The sequence below is a fragment of the Nitrospirota bacterium genome (assembly GCA_016212215.1).
GTDB lineage: Bacteria > Nitrospirota > 9FT-COMBO-42-15 > HDB-SIOI813 > HDB-SIOI813 > JACRGV01.
The window spans coordinates 15,423-33,667 of sequence record JACRGV010000043.1 but is presented as its reverse complement, the minus strand read 5'-3'; the positions used below and the strand labels follow the sequence as shown (position 1 = coordinate 33,667).

At 44.1% G+C, this 18,245-nt stretch carries 11 protein-coding genes; 5 read left to right on the top strand and 6 right to left on the bottom strand.

Going from position 1 to position 18,245, the window contains the following annotated elements:
- Positions 1-294: 294 nt before the first annotated feature.
- Positions 295-1,509, bottom strand: a complete 1,215-nt coding sequence (locus HZA08_04070; protein MBI5192607.1) for an acetate kinase — start codon at positions 1,507-1,509, stop codon at positions 295-297.
- 196 nt (positions 1,510-1,705) lie between these two features.
- Between HZA08_04070 and HZA08_04065 the strand changes: the two genes are divergently transcribed.
- Entirely contained in the window at positions 1,706-3,592 is a 1,887-nt protein-coding gene (locus tag HZA08_04065; protein MBI5192606.1) for an SLC13 family permease, read from the top strand.
- A gap of 53 nt (positions 3,593-3,645) precedes the next feature.
- On the opposite strand, the gene HZA08_04060 is transcribed toward HZA08_04065, so the two are convergent.
- Positions 3,646-3,840 carry a CopG family transcriptional regulator gene (locus HZA08_04060; GenBank protein MBI5192605.1) on the bottom strand — a complete coding sequence of 65 codons (195 nt, stop codon included), beginning with the start codon at positions 3,838-3,840 and terminating at the stop codon, positions 3,646-3,648.
- Between the two features lie 421 nt (positions 3,841-4,261).
- Between HZA08_04060 and HZA08_04055 the strand changes: the two genes are divergently transcribed.
- From HZA08_04055 to HZA08_04040, 4 genes are read left to right on the top strand one after another with little or no spacing between them, the layout of a single operon-like run.
- The gene (locus HZA08_04055) at positions 4,262-7,018 is read left to right on the top strand and encodes a type I restriction-modification system subunit M (protein ID MBI5192604.1); all 2,757 of its coding nucleotides are present in this window, start codon (positions 4,262-4,264) and stop codon (positions 7,016-7,018) included.
- Positions 7,015-8,238: a restriction endonuclease subunit S gene (locus tag HZA08_04050; GenBank protein MBI5192603.1), complete on the top strand. Its 1,224-nt coding sequence runs from the start codon at positions 7,015-7,017 to the stop codon at positions 8,236-8,238. The genes HZA08_04055 and HZA08_04050 overlap by 4 nt, the downstream gene beginning before the upstream one ends.
- Before the next feature lie 3 nt (positions 8,239-8,241).
- Positions 8,242-11,484, top strand: a complete 3,243-nt coding sequence (locus HZA08_04045) for a type I restriction endonuclease subunit R (GenBank protein ID MBI5192602.1) — start codon at positions 8,242-8,244, stop codon at positions 11,482-11,484.
- A gap of 3 nt (positions 11,485-11,487) precedes the next feature.
- Complete coding sequence (locus HZA08_04040; protein MBI5192601.1) at positions 11,488-12,162, top strand: M48 family metallopeptidase; 675 nt, start codon at positions 11,488-11,490, stop codon at positions 12,160-12,162.
- On the opposite strand, the gene HZA08_04035 is transcribed toward HZA08_04040, so the two are convergent.
- From HZA08_04035 to HZA08_04020, 4 genes are all read right to left on the bottom strand, one after another.
- Positions 12,052-12,558: an ORF6N domain-containing protein gene (locus tag HZA08_04035; protein ID MBI5192600.1), complete on the bottom strand. Its 507-nt coding sequence runs from the start codon at positions 12,556-12,558 to the stop codon at positions 12,052-12,054. The genes HZA08_04040 and HZA08_04035 overlap by 111 nt on opposite strands.
- Positions 12,559-12,592: 34 nt before the next feature.
- Positions 12,593-13,354 carry a hypothetical protein gene (locus tag HZA08_04030; GenBank protein MBI5192599.1) on the bottom strand — a complete coding sequence of 254 codons (762 nt, stop codon included), beginning with the start codon at positions 13,352-13,354 and terminating at the stop codon, positions 12,593-12,595.
- Positions 13,355-13,525: 171 nt separating this feature from the next.
- On the bottom strand, positions 13,526-16,648 hold the full coding sequence (locus HZA08_04025; protein MBI5192598.1) for an efflux RND transporter permease subunit: 3,123 nt from the start codon (positions 16,646-16,648) through the stop codon (positions 13,526-13,528).
- Positions 16,649-16,871: 223 nt separating this feature from the next.
- A complete protein-coding gene (locus HZA08_04020) occupies positions 16,872-18,242 on the bottom strand; it encodes an efflux RND transporter periplasmic adaptor subunit (GenBank protein ID MBI5192597.1) in 1,371 nt (456 codons plus the stop codon).
- Positions 18,243-18,245 lie beyond the last annotated feature (3 nt).

The window sequence follows — 18,245 nt, the reverse complement described above, 5'->3', positions numbered from 1 at the left end:
ACCGTTATCTCAGGTACATGTTTGAACGCCTGCCATTGGCTGAGACTGAATCAGACTACAAGGCATTATTACCTCAATACGTTGACCGCAACTCCATCCTCAGCATGCAGCTCTGAGGGTGGGGTTAATTAACCGCTTACGGTTTGAGTGCGACCGATTGAGCAAACCCGAAGGGGTAGTTGAATCTACGCTGAGGGGTTGCGATTGAGGAGCACACAAAGATGGCCGGAAGATGAGATGCCTAAATGTATAGGTTATTTTATGACAGACCCTAAGTGTGGTGTCCCCGGAATTTCATAACAAACATCGTATCGTATCACGTGCAATTAACCTTGCCTCATCCACAGGAATAACATATACATCTATGTTGGAGTCACCGGCACTTATGCGTCCACACCCATTACTCCCGACTGTAAGATTATTAAGATTTTTATCAAGAATAATACCGAGCTTATCCATCCCTGAACATATACGCTCCCTTACCTCAGGGGAATTCTCACCGATTCCGCCGCCGAAGATAATTGCATCAGCACCGTTCAGCACAGAAAGATATGCACCTATGTACTTTTTCACGCGGTAGCAGAACATGTCTATTGCAAGCGAGGCCCTCTTGTTCCCTTCCTTCTCTGCTGTGAGGAGTTCTCTCATGTCCCCTGATATGCCGGAAACTCCAAACAATCCTGACTTAGTATTCAGCCATTCATCTACTGTTGCAACATCCACATTCTCATGTTCAGAAAGAAACCTGACAATAGAAGGGTCAATATCCCCTGAACGTGTCCCCATTACAAGCCCCTCAAGCGGGGTAAATCCCATTGAAGTATCTATTGATATACCGCCTTTAACAGCCGCAGCAGAACATCCGTTGCCGAGCTGAATAGTTATCAAACGGAGCTGTGCTAACGGTTTTGATATTATTGTTGAATACTGTTCAGCCATATCCCTGTGTGCTATCCCATGGAAACCGTAACGCCGTATATTGTGGTGTTCTGCAAGTTCATGAGGGATTGCATATCCTGAAGCTGCATCAGGAATGTTATGATGAAATGCCGTGTCAAATACTGCGACCATCGGCATATCAACACCAAGGATGTTTCTTGCTGCATTAATAGCTGTAAGTGAAGGTCTGTTGTGGAGCGGCGCAAGGCGGCTGATCTCATCAATAACAGATATAACGTGCTCATCAATAATCACAGGCTGATGGAACATGGAACCTCCATGAACTATCCTGTGTCCAACTGCATTTAAACCTTTCATACCGGGAATAATTGCAGACTCAAGCCGGTTAAAGACGAGGCGTATCCCCTCACCATGGTCATTTACCTTGCAGTCTTGCTTATACTTCTCACCTTCTTTCCCTGTAAATGAAAGATCAGACCGGCCTCCTATCCTGCTTATAATGCCATGAGCAAGCCGGGCTTCTTCACCTGCTAATAGGCTATCATCAGTGAGATCGAATAACTCAAATTTTAACGTGGAACTTCCGCAATTGATTACAAGGACTTTCATAATTTCTTCAGTAGAGATACACTTCCGTGATTATACTATTTTCTATGCAACTCCATCCCGAATTATAATATAACCCCTGTGAAATTAAAATCGAAATCATTTCTTGACAGCAATTCTTCGGTAAGACATTTTTCCCTTGTGTATGCGGGACAAGAATCCCGATGGGCGGGGTTTTCTAACAGGACATAAATTCTTATTGACAGAAAAACTCTCCTTTTGCCATAATGAACCCAGAAACATAAATTCCAATCAATATTCCTATCAAATGAATATCCAACTGCTACTTATTTTCATAATCCTGATTGCAGACATTGGCTTGTTTCTGAGCGACCGTATGCGGCCCGACCTCATTGCCCTGTTGACTGTAGTCACCCTCGGCTTGACCGGTATTCTGACGCCCCATGAAGCATTCTCCGGGTTTAGCCGTTCGGCGGTAATTACTATACTGGCCATATTTATCTTGACAGACGGGCTACGGCGCACCGGTGTAACTGAACAGGTCGGCAATCTACTGGCAAAAATTGCCGGTACCCGTGAGAGATGGTTAGTGCTTATAGTTATGTCGGCTGGTGCCTTCCTTTCCCTTTTTATGAACAACATTGCTGCAACATCGGTACTACTACCGGTAGTTTCGGAGGCGGGACACAAGGCTGGAGTTAAACCTGCGCGTACCTTGATGCCGCTGGCCTTCGCTACTATTCTTGGGGGCATGGCCACTCTTCTCACCACTACCAACATTGTTGTCAGCAGTCTGCTTCGTGATCATGGGTTAGCCGGTTATGGCCTGTTAGACTTCGCTCCCATTGGCCTGCCTGTTGTCATTATTGGTGTAATTTATATGGTATTTGTCGGACGACGAATGTTGCCGGCGCAGACGCCTGCTCATTATATGGAGTCCACCCGCCGGACTGAGGGTGACCTGATTGATATTTATCGTCTCGGTGAACGTTTATTCAGGATTCGCATACCGCTTGGATCAGTGATGAACGGCAAAACGCTGGCACAGAGTGCATTCAGGGAACGGTACAATTTTACTGCAGTAGCGATTAATCGCAACGATTTTATAACCCTTGCGCCAACCCCGGATTATATCCTGCAGCAAGGTGATATCATACTTTTTACCGGTAAGGTAGAGGATTTAGAACAACTCGATATGGAACCCTACTTTGAGATTCTTCCTCCCCTCAATTGGAGCGAACAGGACCTGGAATCACCGGCTATTGTAATAACTGAAGCAGTACTGGCGCCGCGTTCCGTGCTAATCGGCCAAACATTGCGTCAGGCACACTTTCGAGATAAGTACGGTATGACTGTGCTGGCGGTCTGGCGCGGCGGACAAAGAATCAGGACCAGCCTGACCGACCTGCCTCTTCAGTTCGGGGATGCACTTCTCATGCAAGGGCCGCGCGAGCGTTTGCGGATACTACACACTGAACCGGATATCATATTACTGGCGAATGGTAAAGAAAAAGTAAAATTAGTACCCGGCAAAGGCCGGTTGGCATTAATCATAATGTGCATAGTTTTGCTGGTGGCGGCACTCCAGCCGACAATCGTTGGTGAGGCAATGCTGGGAGGGGCGCTGGCAATGGTGCTTCTCGGCGTTTTGACGATGGACCATGCCTACCAATCTGTTGAATGGAAAACCATATTCCTGGTTGCCGGGATGCTGCCGATGGGCATTGCAATCACTAAGACCGGTGCTGCATCATTACTTGCAGAATGGTTAATTCAAATAGCCGGACCGGCCGGACCGCTTGCTCTGCTGGTGGGGTTGTTCTGGCTTACTGTATTGTTAACCCAAGCCATGAATGGTGCTGCTGTGGCCGCCATCATGGCCCCTATTGCTATTCAGGCAGCCCGGAACATTGGTGCAAATCCACGGTCTATGGTCATGGGCGTAGCTTTAGCAACATCAATGGCCTTTATGACACCCCTTGGACACCCGGTTAACCTGATGATTATAGGGCCGGGAGGTTATCGTTTCAGAGACTTTTTAAAAGTCGGCTTACCGTTGACACTACTTTTATTCATAACAATCATTATATTATTCCCGCTATTTTGGCCGCTGATACCCAAATAACCGGCATAATAAAAATTATTGGGCCTGTGTCACAAATAACAACTGTCTTATAGTCAGTCTTCGCCATGCAGTCCCCATTCAACGTCTTCCTGAATAAACTTTTCCATTAGTTCAACCTTATGGGTATCCAGAAAACGTCTCAGGGCTTCTAAAATAATGTCATCTTCATTTCGAAACCAGCCTTTTTCAACAAGGATTCTTACCTCCTGATATAGCTGATCCGGTAATTCTGTACATATAGCTTTCATAAAGGTTCCATTAAATTTGTTATATTCAACAGGATTTTATGTCTAACTCCGGGTAATGGTCAACTTTTATTTGTTAACTGAGGGTTTTCTTTATTCGTTCCTGCCAGGATTTTGGATCACGTTTTAAGTGCATTATAGCTGCAACAAGGATAATGTCTTCTCTGACTTGATACAACACTCCATAAGGGAATCTATTAGTCATGCACCGCCACATTATAGAGGTGAAGCGCCTGTTCAAATTTTTTTTCATTACTTAAACTACTGTTGACAGCATAATCGCCTCCTGTTACTGTATCCTAAAAAAATAATTCGTAGTACACCTTTATTGATGGACTGTATCTTATATTATTGCCATACTTGGTGTATTTAATAATACGCTGCGCACCGGTGACACTGTATTACGTAAAGCACTTTCTCTATAATGAACAGAAATAAGATAACCCTTTCCCAGCTCGAAGACTTCCTTTTAAAAGGATGCGATATTCTTCGCGGCAAGATGGATGCCTCGGAGTTTAAGGAGTTTATATTCGGCATCCTTTTTCTGAAGAGGCTGTCGGATGAATTTGAGGTAGCTACGGAGCAGGTAAAGGAGAGATTCAGGCTCCTTGCGCCTGAACAATTATTGGAGCTTATAAATGATCCCATGAGCTTCAAACCTTACACCCATTTTTTTGTTCCCCCACGCGCCAGATGGAACGATGCATGGACGGATGAAGAAGGAAAATACCATCCACCGCTTAGGGATGTAAAAACCAACGTAGGAACGGAATTAAACAAGGCCCTTCATGCGGTTGAAGACGCCAATGCCGATATTCTGAGCAACGTACTGAAAGGGATTGATTTCAATATCAAGAAAGGGAAGTCATCCATCCCAGACCAGCGATGGATTGACCTGATCAATCACTTCAACAGTAAACTGCCTCCGTTGATAAATGAAAATTTTGAATTTCCCGACCTGATGGGTGCTGCTTACGAATACCTGATTAAATACTTTGCCGACACTGCAGGGAAGAAAGGCGGGGAATTCTATACCCCGGCACAGGTTGTTCGTTTACTGGTGACGCTGCTGAAGCCGCAGGAAGGGATGGAGATATATGACCCTACTGTCGGTTCAGGCGGTATGCTCATTCAAAGCCTGCAATATGTTGAGGAGCATGGACAGAATCCAAGAAACCTGATGCTCTACGGCCAGGAGAGTAACCCAACCACATGGATCATCTGCCGCATGAACATGATCCTTCACAATATTTCTTCTGCAAACATCGAAGATGGCGACACGCTTGAAGATCCTAAAATACTGGATGGAGGGATATGGAAGAAGTTTGATATGGTGATCGCCAATCCTCCCTTCAGCCAGAATTACTCCAGGGCTAATTTGAAGTTTCAGAACCGCTTTGCTTATGGCTTTACTCCTGAAACAGGGAAGAAGGCTGACCTGATGTTTGTTCAGCACATGGTAGCCAGCCTGAAAGCCAAAGGCCGCATGGCTACTGTTATGCCGCACGGCGTGCTTTTCAGAGGAGGTGCTGAAAAAATGATAAGGAAAGGTCTGGTGGATGCCAATCTGATAGAGGCCATCATCAGCCTGCCTCCCGCCTTATTTTACGGCACAGGCATACCGGCCTGCATCCTTGTCATCAATAAGAACAAAGACGAAAAACTCAGGGACAGGATATTTTTCATCAATGCAGATGTGGAGTACGGCGAAGGCAAAGTACAGAACTTCCTGAGGCCTGAGGATATAGAGAAAATAGATTTTGTATTTACCCATAAACTGGAGATTGAGAAATACAGTAGGCTGGTGGACAAAGCTGCCATTGAAAGCCATGACTATAACCTGAATATACGCAGGTATGTGGACAATACCCCTGAACCTGAGCCTGAAGATGTAAAGGCCCATTTGACAGGGGGGATTCCTGCTATTGAAATTCAAAGCCAGCAAAAACAGTTTGATAAATTTAATTTTACTTCTAATATTATTTTCAAAAAGCACAGTGAAAACTACCAGTTGTTTATGGATGAACTGACAGCAAAATATGACATTAAAGAAACCGTGGAAGCCAATGAAAATGTGCAAAGCACAATTAATGAGATGAGGCAAACCCTTGATAGATGGTGGAGTACTGCAAAAGATGATTTTGCAAAACTTGCCCCGATTCCCAAAGCTAAAGAGAAGAAGGAATTTGAAAATAACAAGGGACGTGAAAGTATGATTGAGTATCTCTCACTTGGCGGCGGGAAAATGCCGGAAGTTAGGCATCACCTGATCACATCTCTGAAAGATGCGTTGATACCCAAAAACGTACTGGATGAATTTCAGGTGTCAGGTGCGTTTGTGAACTGGTGGAGTAATATCAAATACGACCTGAAAACCATTGCCACCATAGGCTGGACTCCTTCACTGATTCCAAAGGAGTATTTTATTGAAACCTATTTTAAGGCAGAACAGCAGTCAATACAGCAAACCGAAAAATTGATAAACGAAAAAGAAGCAGCCTTGCAGGAAGCCATTGAGGCGGTGGAATACGAGGCTGAGGAAGGCGAGGAAACAACCGCCAGGATGATAAAAGACTACCTTAATGCCCAGGTAAAATCATTAAGCGAACAGGAAGGGGCAGGGCAGGACGTGGCGGCGATTAAAGAAACATTGAAAAACATCAGGGATATAGAGTCAGAAATTAAAGAAGGCAAGGCAAGATTGAAGGAAAAGCAGGCTGATATGGAAAAGAAGATTGAGTACAAGATGTATGGCGTGGAGGATGAGAAGGCGGAGATGAACAGTCTGCTGATGCATAATTACAATCGTTTGGTAAAGATAGAGGCGGAAGGAGAGCCTGTTGATAAGAAGCTGACAGCCGCTTACAGGAAAACAGTTAAAAGTATTAATGAAGATAACAACAAAATAAAAGAACGCATGACCGGGCTGGATGACTTCCTGAAAAGTATCGGCGGCGTAATTACTTCGGAAGAGTGCAAGACCCTGATCCTGCAAAAGCACAACAGCCTTGTCCAGCAGGAACTGATGAAATACCTTAATGCCGAAAAGCGAAGACTGATTGCAGGGATAGAAAAGCTGTGGGACAAATATGCCGTGCCGTCACAGCAATTGGAGGCCCAGCGGCAAGGCTCGTTGGATAAGCTGAATGTATTTTTGAAAGAGTTGGATTATTTGAAATGATTGGTTTCATAGATGACTATACAATAGAGCAGTGTTGCGAAATCTTAGACAACCTAAGAGTTCCACTCAATTCTGATCAACGATTTGAAATTCAAGGCGAGTATCCATATTATGGTGCAAATGGGGTTCAGGGCTTTATTTCTAACTACGTTTTCGATGATGATTTAATTTTAATTGCCGAAGATGGCGGAAACTTTGAGCAGTTCGCTACAAAACCAATAGCATACCGAGTAAAGGGAAAATGTTGGGTAAATAATCATGCTCATGTCCTTAAAGCAAAAAAAGAGTTTAGTCAGGGTTTCATTTTCTATTCGTTAGAGCATAGAAACATTCTGTTTTTCATAGCCGGAGGAACTCGTTCAAAACTTACTCAGGGAGAACTCAGAAAAATAACTTTAAAGCATCCCGAAAAAAAGGAGGCTGACAAAATTGGCGAAATAATCGGCATATCCGATGAAGCCATAGCCCAAACCGAGACCCTCATTGCCAAATACCAAAGCATCAAAATCGGCCTCATGCAAGACCTCCTTACCCGCGGCATAGACACCAACGGCAACATCCGCAGTAAGGCCACGCATAAGTTTGTTGTGAAGAATGGCGTTGAAGTGCCGGAGGAGTGGGAGGTAAAAAAAGCCTCTGATTTAATGTTTATCATCAATGGAGGAACACCAGCTACATCAGTTAAAGAGTTCTGGGAGAGTGGGATAATCCCTTGGCTTTCAGTTGATGACTTCAACAATGGGAAACGCTATGTCAGTTTTACCTTAAAGCACATTACAAATAAAGGCTTAGAAAATAGTGCAACCAGATTGCTGCCGAAAAATTCTATAATCATATCTGCGAGAGGAACAGTAGGTGTCATTTCTCAGCTATCGAAGGAAATGGCATTCAATCAATCATGTTACGGTTTAGTGTCAAAGAATGAGAAGGAAATCTCAAATGATTTTTTGTATTACGGTTTGAAGCAGATATTTAGCAAAGGTGGTGTTGCTAAATCAGAAAGCGTTTTTGATACAATCACAAAAAACACATTTGATGAAATAAAAATTGCGTTCCCCAGCACTTCGAAGGAGTTTGGCAGAATCATTGAAATACTCGCTCAGAAAGATAATTTTATTGAAGAACAAACAATTCATCTTTCCAAACTCTACTCCCTTAAAACCGCCTTAATGCAGGACTTGCTGAGCGGGCGGGTTAGGGTGAAGGTACATAACGAGTAAAATATGTCGCAAGATAAAATACCTCCTCATATCAGGCTTGATGAAAAGAACCATGTGGAAGAGCCTTTTCTAAGACAACTGGAAGTCATGCCCGGTTTGCACTGGAAGGTGCTTCGCCTTGAAATGGGCAGCGGGCAGACCCCGCAGGAGACCCAGCGGGAAGACTTTACTCAGGTGCTTATGAAGAGAGATCTGGAAGATGCACTGAAACGCATCAATCCATGGATGAACGAACAGCAGGTATTTGAGGCCGTTTCTGATCTAACATCCCACGAAGGGGACAGCCTGTATAAGAACAACCAGATTATACTGGGACTACTGATCAATGGTACCAGAGTGCAGTGTCAAACCGAAGAAGGCCTGCGTAATGAACCGGTTCAGTTTATTGATTTTGTTAATCCTGCCAACAATAGTTTTACGGCTGTTTCACAATATAAAATACGAATCATTGGCACTGACAGGCACATCTATCCTGACATCATCTGCTTCCTCAACGGCATCCCTGTGTCAGTCATTGAATGTAAAAGCCCCAGGACCAAAGAACCCATTCCCGAGGCCATTGACCAGTTGATGCGTTATTGTGAACAGAGGGATTATGTAAAGGAAGGTTCAAAACCCCTCTTCTATTACAATCAGTTTATCGTGGCCACATGCCGTAACAAAGCCAAATTCGGCACTATAACAACCTCCATTGAAAAGCTCTTTTACCGCTGGACAGACCCGTTCCCATATACGGTGGAACAGTTGTCAGAATACTGCAAACCTCAGATGCCATACTTTGTGGATTCTGAGGGAAAAGATGACGAAGATATAGCCCAGGAAATCCGGACATCTCCAAATGACCAGCAGCGTCTTGTTCACGGCATGTTAAAGCCTGAAAACCTCTTGAGCATCATCCGCACCTTTTCCATCTGGACAGCCGACAGCAAGGGGAAAATGATTCGTGTGGTTGGACGCTACCAGCAACTGAGGGCTGTTAAGAAAACCGTAGAACGGCTGCTTAACGGGAACAACCGTGATGAGCGGGGCGGCATAATCTGGCATACTCAGGGATCTGGAAAATCGTTGACCATGGTTTTCCTTATTCGTGAAATGTATCTGCATCCATTATTGCAATCTTACAAAGTCGTGCTTCTCACAGACAGGACACAGTTGGATGACCAGATAAAGGAAACAGCAAGGCCGGTCGGATATACAATAAACGATCCGGATAGCATTGCTATGTTGAAGTCTGCATTGAAAACCAACACCTCAGAGATCGTATCAGCCATGATACACAAGTTTCAGGAAAGGGAGTTCGCTGCCTCATTTCCTGAACTGAATACAGATGAAAAAATACTTATCCTCACGGATGAGGCCCACCGTTCGCAATATTCAAAACTTGGGGCAAACCTCGACAGTGCCTTGCCCAATGCGACCAGAATAGCCTTTACCGGAACGCCCATTGATAGGACAGAGGAGACCTTTGGCGATTACATTGACAAGTACACCATGCGACAGGCCATTAAGGACGGGGCAACACTGGAGATTGTTTACGAAGGCAGGACCCATGAAGCCGGTGTTGATGACCGGCAGGGGGCGGACAGGAAATTTCAGGATGTGTTCAAAGATTACAATGTAGGGGAGCAGATAGATATTCTCGCTTACGGCACAAAAAAGGCATATCTGGAAGCAGGGGAAACTATAAAGGAAAAAGCCAAAGATATGCTCAGGCATTACGTAGAGTATGTTTTCCCTAATGGCTATAAGGCACAAGTCGTTTCTGTTTCCAAAGAGGCGGCTCACCGATATAAACTGGCTTTTGATGATGCTATCAGGGAATTGATTGAAGAATTGAAAATCAACAATCCTTACAAGATAACAATTAAGGATTTGGAAAGATTGGAAACTGCAGTTGTTATGTCGGATGTGAGTCATAACGACCAGCCGGACTTAAAACAATATGCTGACAGTAAGGAAAGGAAATTGGCAATCGCTGGTTTTAAAATTCCTTTTGGAAAAAAAGAAAAGCTTGATGGCTCGGAAGAAGAAACAGCCAATGGGAATATAGGGATTTTGATTGTGGTGGACATGCTGCTTACAGGATTTGATGCGCCGATTGAGCAGGTAATGTATCTGGACAAAGTAATGGTGAACCATACCCTGTTGCAGGCTATTGCGAGGGTGAACCGTGTGTACGACAATAATAAGAAGGTCGGCTTTGTGGTGGATTATGTGGGGATGGGTAACCATCTGAAAAAGGCGCTGGACGCCTATTGGGAAAGGGAACAGGAGGAAATTACAGGCTGCCTGCTTGATCATTCAGCTTTAATGGCAGAGTTAAAGAATTCCTATGAAGAACTGAAAAAGGTGTTTGAAGAAAACGGCATTGACATATATTCAGACCCTGATGATATCTTCAATCTGTTTTATGATGAAGATATCAGGCACAATTATACAGAGGCGTTTAACCGGTTCTCAAAGGCACTGGATAATGTATTCCCACGCAAAGAAGCACTGAACTATATCAAAGAGTTAAACAGGTTTTCGGAAATCAACACATTGGCTGAACAGCACTTCCGCGATCAGAAGATGAGCATGAAAGGTGTTTCAGAAAAATTAAGGAAGGTTACAGATGAGTTTTTGAAGTCAAAGGGGATTGAAACAAAGGTGGAGCCGATCTCAATCCTGGATGACAAGTTCTTTGAGCATGTCAAAGCAAGGAAACTTGAAAAGACAAAGGCTGCAGAAGTAGAACATGCCATCCGGCACTTCATTGACATCAACATGGATGAAGACCCTGAACTGTATGCCTCCTTTGCAGAAGAGCTTCAACGGATATTAACCGCTTTCAGGGAAAACTGGGAGGAGATATACCGCTTGTTGGAGGCATTGCGTAACAAGATAAAAGCAGCACAGCAGGAGGACACGAGAGGTCTTGACAGAAAGCGGCAGATGCCTATTTACCGAAAACTGCATGCGTTAATTTATGATAAAAAAGAAAACCTGAATGATGATGAGATTAACAACCTGCTGGTATGGACAAAGGAGATATATGGACTACTGAAAGTTGATCTGCCGATGACCGGATTTTGGGATAACCCTGCATCCGTGGCGAGGTTAAGGGGCGAGATTTCCAATTTCATTGCAGCAGAATGTCATTCCATTCCGTCTGCATTCAGGAATCGGAATATAATTGCTCAGGAAATTCTGGCGTGGGCAAAAGATGAGAGGATTACATCAGCGATCATTTATGCAGAGGATTAGGGGATGAACATCAATTATTCAATCGTATACTCTGAAAGAAAAACTATAAGTATCATTGTAGAGAGGGACCGCAGTGTAATAGTGCGGGCGCCATTGAATACCAGTAAAGATGTGATAGCCGGAGAAATAGAGAAGCGTAAACGATTACTTCAAAAGAAGATTGAGCATAACCAGAAATATCCGTATATCAAACAGACAAAAGAATTTGTATCCGGTGAATCATTACTCTACATGGGAAAGAATTATAAGCTGTTTGTAATTGATGAACATATCGAAGGCGTGATGTTTGACAGCAAATTCTTTATCAGCAAAGACAATCAGAAGCAGGCCAATGAACTTTTTAAAGAATGGTATATAAACTCAGCGACTGAAATCATCGTTCCTAAGGCAGTAACCATTGCCAGGCAATTAGGCGTTACCTTCAACAATATAAACATACTTGACCTGAAGTATCGTTGGGGTTCCTGTACCCCCAGAGACAACATTCATCTGAATTGGCGGCTGATAAAGGCGCCAATGACGGTAATTGAATACATTATTGTTCACGAACTGACACATCTTTTGGTGTCAAACCATACACCTGAATTTTGGAACAGAATCGCAGTACAGCAACCCAATTACACAAAGGCAAAAGGCTGGTTGAGGGAATTCGGGCATGAATTGGAAAAAGATTTCTGAAAGCCTCTTTGACAGGTCTTTGTGGGATGAGATCATCTCTAGCAGTTTGACGAATGCTCGCATAATCGCAATATTGACATGGACTGCACGTTCGCTATTCAGAACGCTTGAAAGCATAGCGACGCCTTGTTCAGTAAAAACATACGGTGTATATCTCCTGCCTCCTTTTCCATACTTTGAGATCACAAATTGTGATCTCAAACTTGTATCCTCTTGATTATTCAATTGAAACATGAAATCTGGTGGAAATCGTCCGATGTTTCGTTTGACTGCCTGCACAAGCGTTCTCGTCTCCACTTCATAAAGTTCTGCAAGATCACTATCCAACATTACCTTTTTGCTTCGAACCAGAAAAATCTTTTTCTCAATCATCTCTATAGTAACAATAGAATCCATGACACCTCCAATTTGTGGTCGAAAAATTCTACCTTTAACTTCTATCCATTACAGTACTTCGCCTGACCCACATATCATACATAGCCGCTAAACTTATAACTGCCATGCAAATCCCTGTACCGATTCCGCTTATGACTGTGATAATGGCGAGGCCGGGTGATACGAATCTTACAAGAAGCAGACCTCCTATGTCTAAGCCAAATGATAAGAATAGGATAAACAGTATTACTACCTTAAATAATTCTCTGATACCGGTTAAGGATAATATAATCCCGAGGCTTACGAACAAGAGGGAGAAACCAAGTAGATGGATGTGGCCTAGCTGAATTATTTGTTGCGGAGTGATTGTTCCATTCCCTCCTTTTTTATCGTCAGGCTCATGGTCAGCATGATGATTGTGTTCACCAAGAGATATTCGTAGCTCACCCCCACCCTGACCCTCCCCCGTCAAGGGGGAGGGAGGCTTAGCGTCTTCTCCCCTCGTAGGAGATAGGCCGGGTGAGGGGGCTTTGGAGTTCTTATTTGTTACATCTTGCTTCTTACTTCTTGCTTCTTGCTTCTGCTCACTACTATCAATAACCACCTCTTCCTCAGAGAATCCCTTTTGCTCTATATCCTGAGTCTCGCTTTTTGTAAGGCTGTGGTCTGAATAGTGGTCTGCAATTGATTCAGCAGACAATCCAACAGACAGTCTGGTATTAAGTGCTGCAAGCAGATAGCCGTACCACAGTAGGATGAGAAATAGTGTTATGGCCGTCTTTCCGCTTATCGGAAATGTGTTAAGTGATATCTTCATACGAAAATCAACCCCATCCCCACCCTACCCCTCCCCTTGAAGGGGAGGGAATCAACATAGCTCCCTCTCCCTCAGGGAGAGGGGGAATTTTCTTCCTTTATCTTATTTCTGTCTTCTTACGTCTTGCCTCTTGCTTCTAACTTCTTACCTCTGCTTACTGTTCACTATTCACTATTTTCTAAGCTCCCGTCCTTTCCAGATAACGTATATAGCCGGCAGTACCATAAGTTCCATCAGCGCAGAAGTTATCATACCACCTACCATAGGGGCGGCGATCCTTTTCATCACATCTGCACCTGAACCTGTCCCCCACATTATAGGAAGTAGTCCTGCTATGATAGCGATTACTGTCATCATCTTTGGTCTGACACGCATGACGGCACCTTCCATTATTGCTTCATTCAGGTCAGCTAATGTACTCATCCTGCCCTCTGCCTTACGCTTCTCATAAGCATGTTTGAGGTAGATCAGCATGACTATTCCTGTCTCAGCATCCAGACCTGCAAGTGCAATAAGACCAACCCATACTGCTATGCTGAGGTTATAACCAAGCAGAAAGAGTATCCACGAAGCCCCAATTAATGAAAAAGGGATGGCGAGCAGGATTATAAGCGTTTCTTTGAACGATTTAAAATTAAAATAGAGCAGTAGAATTATTACGAACAGGGTTAGCGGGATGATGTAGAAGAGCCGCTCCTTAACCCTCTCCATGAATTCATACTGGCCGCTCCACATTATGTAATAGCCGGGAGGAAATTTTACCTTCTCCATTACAGCCTTTTTTGCATCCGCTACATGACCTCCTATATCTCTTCCCTTAACGTCTACATACACCCATGTATTTAAGAGTGCATTCTCTGTTTTAATCCCTGCAACACCTTTGCTCAAGCGGATGTCTGCTACCTGTGATAAGGGTATGTTTTGTCCCGACATAGTTGGAATCAGCACGCGGCTTATCTTATCCACACTGTCCCTGAGTTCCCGTTTATATCTGACATTGACCGGATACCTTTCCAGACCTTCAACTGTTGTGGTGATATTCTCTCCGCCGACTGCATACATGATGACCTGCTGTACATCTTCAATCTTTAATCCGTATCTTGCCGCCTCTTCCCTATTGATTTCAATGTCAACATAGTACCCGCCGATTATCCTCTCTGCATAAGCACTTGCTGTCCCGGGGACATTCTTTACAACCGACTCTATCTCTGTTGCCAGTTTTTCTATGGTCTTCAGGTCTTTTCCAAAGACCTTTACACCAACAGGTGTACGGATTCCTGTTGAAAGCATGTCAATCCTTGCCTTGATAGGCATAGTCCATGCGTTTGTTACCCCCGGCATCTCCAATGCAATATTCATCTCGTCCATAAGACTTTCCTGTGTTACACCCGGGCGCCATTCTTTTTCAGGTTTCAGGTTTATGATGGTCTCAAACATCTCTATAGGTGCCGGGTCTGTGGCAGTTATCGCCCTTCCTGCCTTGCCGAAGACAGATTCCACCTCAGGGAAACTTTTGATAATCCTGTCCTGAGTCTGGAGTATCTCAGCAGTCTTTGTTATGGATATGCCCGGAAGTGTAACCGGCATGAACATCAGCGTCCCTTCATTAAGCGGCGGCATAAACTCAGACCCCAATTTCTTCAGGGGATAAATGGCGGTTAAAAGGAGGGCTACGGCAATTATTGGAAAGAGAAACTTTTTTCTTAAAACAAGATTTATTGCAGGCCGGTATAACCATATCAGTACCCTGCTGACCGGGTTTTTTTCTTCGGGTGTGATATGTCCCCTTATCAGGAAGCCCATAAGAACAGGGACAAGTGTGATTGATAAGAATGCGGCTGCACCCATTGAAAATGTTTTTGTATATGCCAGCGGCTTAAAGAGGCGGCCCTCCTGTGCCTCAAGCGTAAAGACCGGTATAAAGGAAACGGTTATTATCAATAAGGAGAAAAACAGGGGAGGTCCGACCTCTTTGCTTGCATCTATTATTATCTGCCATCTGTCCTTTTTCTGTTGACTTCCGTCTTCTGCTTCATGTTCCTTTTCAAGATGCTTGTGGACATTCTCAATCATTACAATTGCCGCATCAACCATTGCACCAATGGCAATGGCAATACCGCCGAGGCTCATGATATTGGCATTAATGTTAAGAATGTACATGATGACTATGGAGATAAGTATGGCAACAGGCAGTGTGATTATGGCAACTAAGGCGCTCCTGAAGTGGAGGAGGAATATAATACATACAAGAGAAACAACAATAAATTCTTCGATAAGTTTTTCTCTAAGTGTTTTTATGGCCCTGTGTATCAGGTGGCTTCTGTCATAAGTCGTGATAATCTGAACCCCCGGCGGTAATCCAGGCTTGATTTCCTCTATCTTTTTCTTTACCTCATCAATAACCTTCAGTGCGTTCTCACCGAATCGCATTACAACTACGCCGCCTACTACCTCTCCTTCACCGTTTCTCTCAACTATACCGCGTCGTTCATCAGGCCCCAGTTCTACCCTTGCAACGTCCTGTATCCTTACCGGTGTCCCATCCATATCTACCTTCAGGACAATGTTTTCTATGTCAGGTATCTTCTTAATATAACCAAGTCCCCTGACCATATATTCCCGTTCCGACAGTTCAACAACCCTGCCGCCTACATCAACATTCCCCATCTTGATTGAATCTACTATATCTTTGAGGGTAACGTTATGTGTGAGGAGTTTATTGGGGTCAATGTTTACCTGATATTGTTTAACAAATCCACCGATAGAGGCAACCTCAGACACACCAGGTACTTTTGTCAACTGATAGCGGACAAACCAATCCTGTATACTACGCAATTCCGCAAGGCTGTAACCCTTACCTTCAATGCTGTATTCAAATACCCATCCGACACCAGTGGCATCAGGCCCAAGAGAAGGTGTGACGCCGCGGGGGAGCTTTTGTGACGCAAAGTTAAGGTATTCAAGCACCCTTGACCTTGCCCAGTATATGTCTGTTCCATCTTCAAAAATGATATAAACAAAAGAGACACCAAAGAATGAGAAACCCCTGACAATTTTAGACTTGGGGACTGCGAGCATGGCTGTTGTGAGCGGATATGTGACCTGATCCTCAACAACCTGAGGCGCCTGACCGGGATATTCAGTATAAATAATAACCTGTACATCAGACAAATCCGGGATGGCATCTACAGGTGTCTTATATATCGCCCATAAACCAAGGAGTATTGCAAACGCAGTAAAGAGGAGGATTATGTATCTGTTTTTTACAGAATATTCTATTATCTTACTTAGCATCTGGTTTCATCCGAAAATCAACCCCATCCCCACCCTACCCCTCCCCTTGAAGGGGAGGGAATCAACATAGCCCCCTCTCCCTCAGGGAGAGGGGATAAATCTATGTGCCCTCTCCCCTGGCGGGAGAGCTGCAATTAAATTCCTACCAAATTTCTCCCCCCTCCTTTGCGGGGGGAGGCAGGAGGGGGACTCCGGGTGAGGGGGCCTTATTTTCATCATCCTTTTAATGATGGTGGTGTTCCACCGGCATTTCATCTTCCTTTTCTTTTTCTGCTTTATCCGACTTCTTCTTTGCTGCCTTTCCATGCTGATGACCGCCTGTCCCACCCATTCCATCGAGTGCAGTCCTGAGATTGCTTTCCGAATCAATAAGGAAGTTGGCAGAAGTCACGACTGACTCCCCTGAGTCTACACCATCCCGTACCTCAAAATATCCATCCCCCTTAGCCCCAATCTCTACCTCACGGGGTTCAAACCTTCCGTTCCCTTTGTCAACAAGGACTACCTGGCGAGTGCCAGTGTCAATCAGTGCAGAGTCAGGGATGGCTAAGGCACTGCCGGCCAAATCTGCCTGTAACTCTACATTGACATACATACCGAGTTTTAATTTATGCGAAGGATTCGGGAGTTGAAATCTTATCTTGGCAGTCCTTACCTCAGCACTGTTCTCTGGTGTGTAGGTTATGCTCCCAAGATGTGTATAAACATGGTCTACTGTTGCGGTGTAAATATCTCTGGGATAATACGATGGTGTAATCCTAGCACTCTGGCCTGTCCTCACATAAGGGAGTTCATATTCATATACCTCCCCGTAAACCCAAACTGATGAGTGGTCTATTATTTTAAACAGGGGTTCACCTGCCTCAATCTTTGCCCCCTCATTTACCATCTTCTCTGTTACACTGCCGGATGCAGGGGCACGGATGGTCATTGTCCTTGTAATCTTTCCGTCTTCTTCAAGCCTTTTTATCTGATCATCTGATATATCCCAGTATTGAAGCCTCTGCCTTGCAGCGTTCAGCAGTGATTCCGTATTATCCTTTACATCTTTATACGAACTGCCTTTTGTATTTTTTACGGATCTAAATGCCAGCAGATATTCTTCCTGAGCAGACACAAGTTCAGGGCTGTATAACTCAAGCAAGGGTTCACTATGTCTTACCATCTGGTCCGTGGTGTTGAGGTATAACTTCTCTACCCAGCCCCCGACCTTTGCGTTAATGTTATAAACCATCCTCTCATCAGGCTCGACCCTTCCTACTGTCCTGATTATCCTCTTTATCGTCCGTCTCTTTACAACTTCAGTCTTGACCCCTATCTTTTGAATCTTTTCCAGACTGATAGTCACAGTACCTGGTGATGCTTCTGATTTCTTTTCTGCATCCTCTTCATATACCGGTACATAATCCATCCCCATACTATCCTTCATGGGAGTTGGAGACGTAACAGAAGGGTTCATTGGACTACGATAGAACAAGACCTTTCGTTCCTTCTTTTGAGTAGCCTCCCCTTTTTTAGAGGAAGACGAGCAACCGGATAATATTCCTGCAAAAATAAATATTACTGATAGGAAGACTAATGTTTTTTTATTCATTTA

Coding starts and splice junctions, on each gene's coding strand:
- HZA08_04070 (MBI5192607.1), bottom strand. CDS start 1,509: ATGAAAGTCCTTGTAATCAATTGCGGAAGTTCCACGTTAAAATTTGAG.
- HZA08_04060 (MBI5192605.1), bottom strand. CDS start 3,840: ATGAAAGCTATATGTACAGAATTACCGGATCAGCTATATCAGGAGGTA.
- HZA08_04055 (MBI5192604.1), top strand. CDS start 4,262: ATGAACAGAAATAAGATAACCCTTTCCCAGCTCGAAGACTTCCTTTTA.
- HZA08_04050 (MBI5192603.1), top strand. CDS start 7,015: ATGATTGGTTTCATAGATGACTATACAATAGAGCAGTGTTGCGAAATC.
- HZA08_04045 (MBI5192602.1), top strand. CDS start 8,242: ATGTCGCAAGATAAAATACCTCCTCATATCAGGCTTGATGAAAAGAAC.
- HZA08_04040 (MBI5192601.1), top strand. CDS start 11,488: ATGAACATCAATTATTCAATCGTATACTCTGAAAGAAAAACTATAAGT.
- HZA08_04035 (MBI5192600.1), bottom strand. CDS start 12,558: ATGGATTCTATTGTTACTATAGAGATGATTGAGAAAAAGATTTTTCTG.
- HZA08_04030 (MBI5192599.1), bottom strand. CDS start 13,354: ATGAAGATATCACTTAACACATTTCCGATAAGCGGAAAGACGGCCATA.
- HZA08_04025 (MBI5192598.1), bottom strand. CDS start 16,648: ATGCTAAGTAAGATAATAGAATATTCTGTAAAAAACAGATACATAATC.
- HZA08_04020 (MBI5192597.1), bottom strand. CDS start 18,242: ATGAATAAAAAAACATTAGTCTTCCTATCAGTAATATTTATTTTTGCA.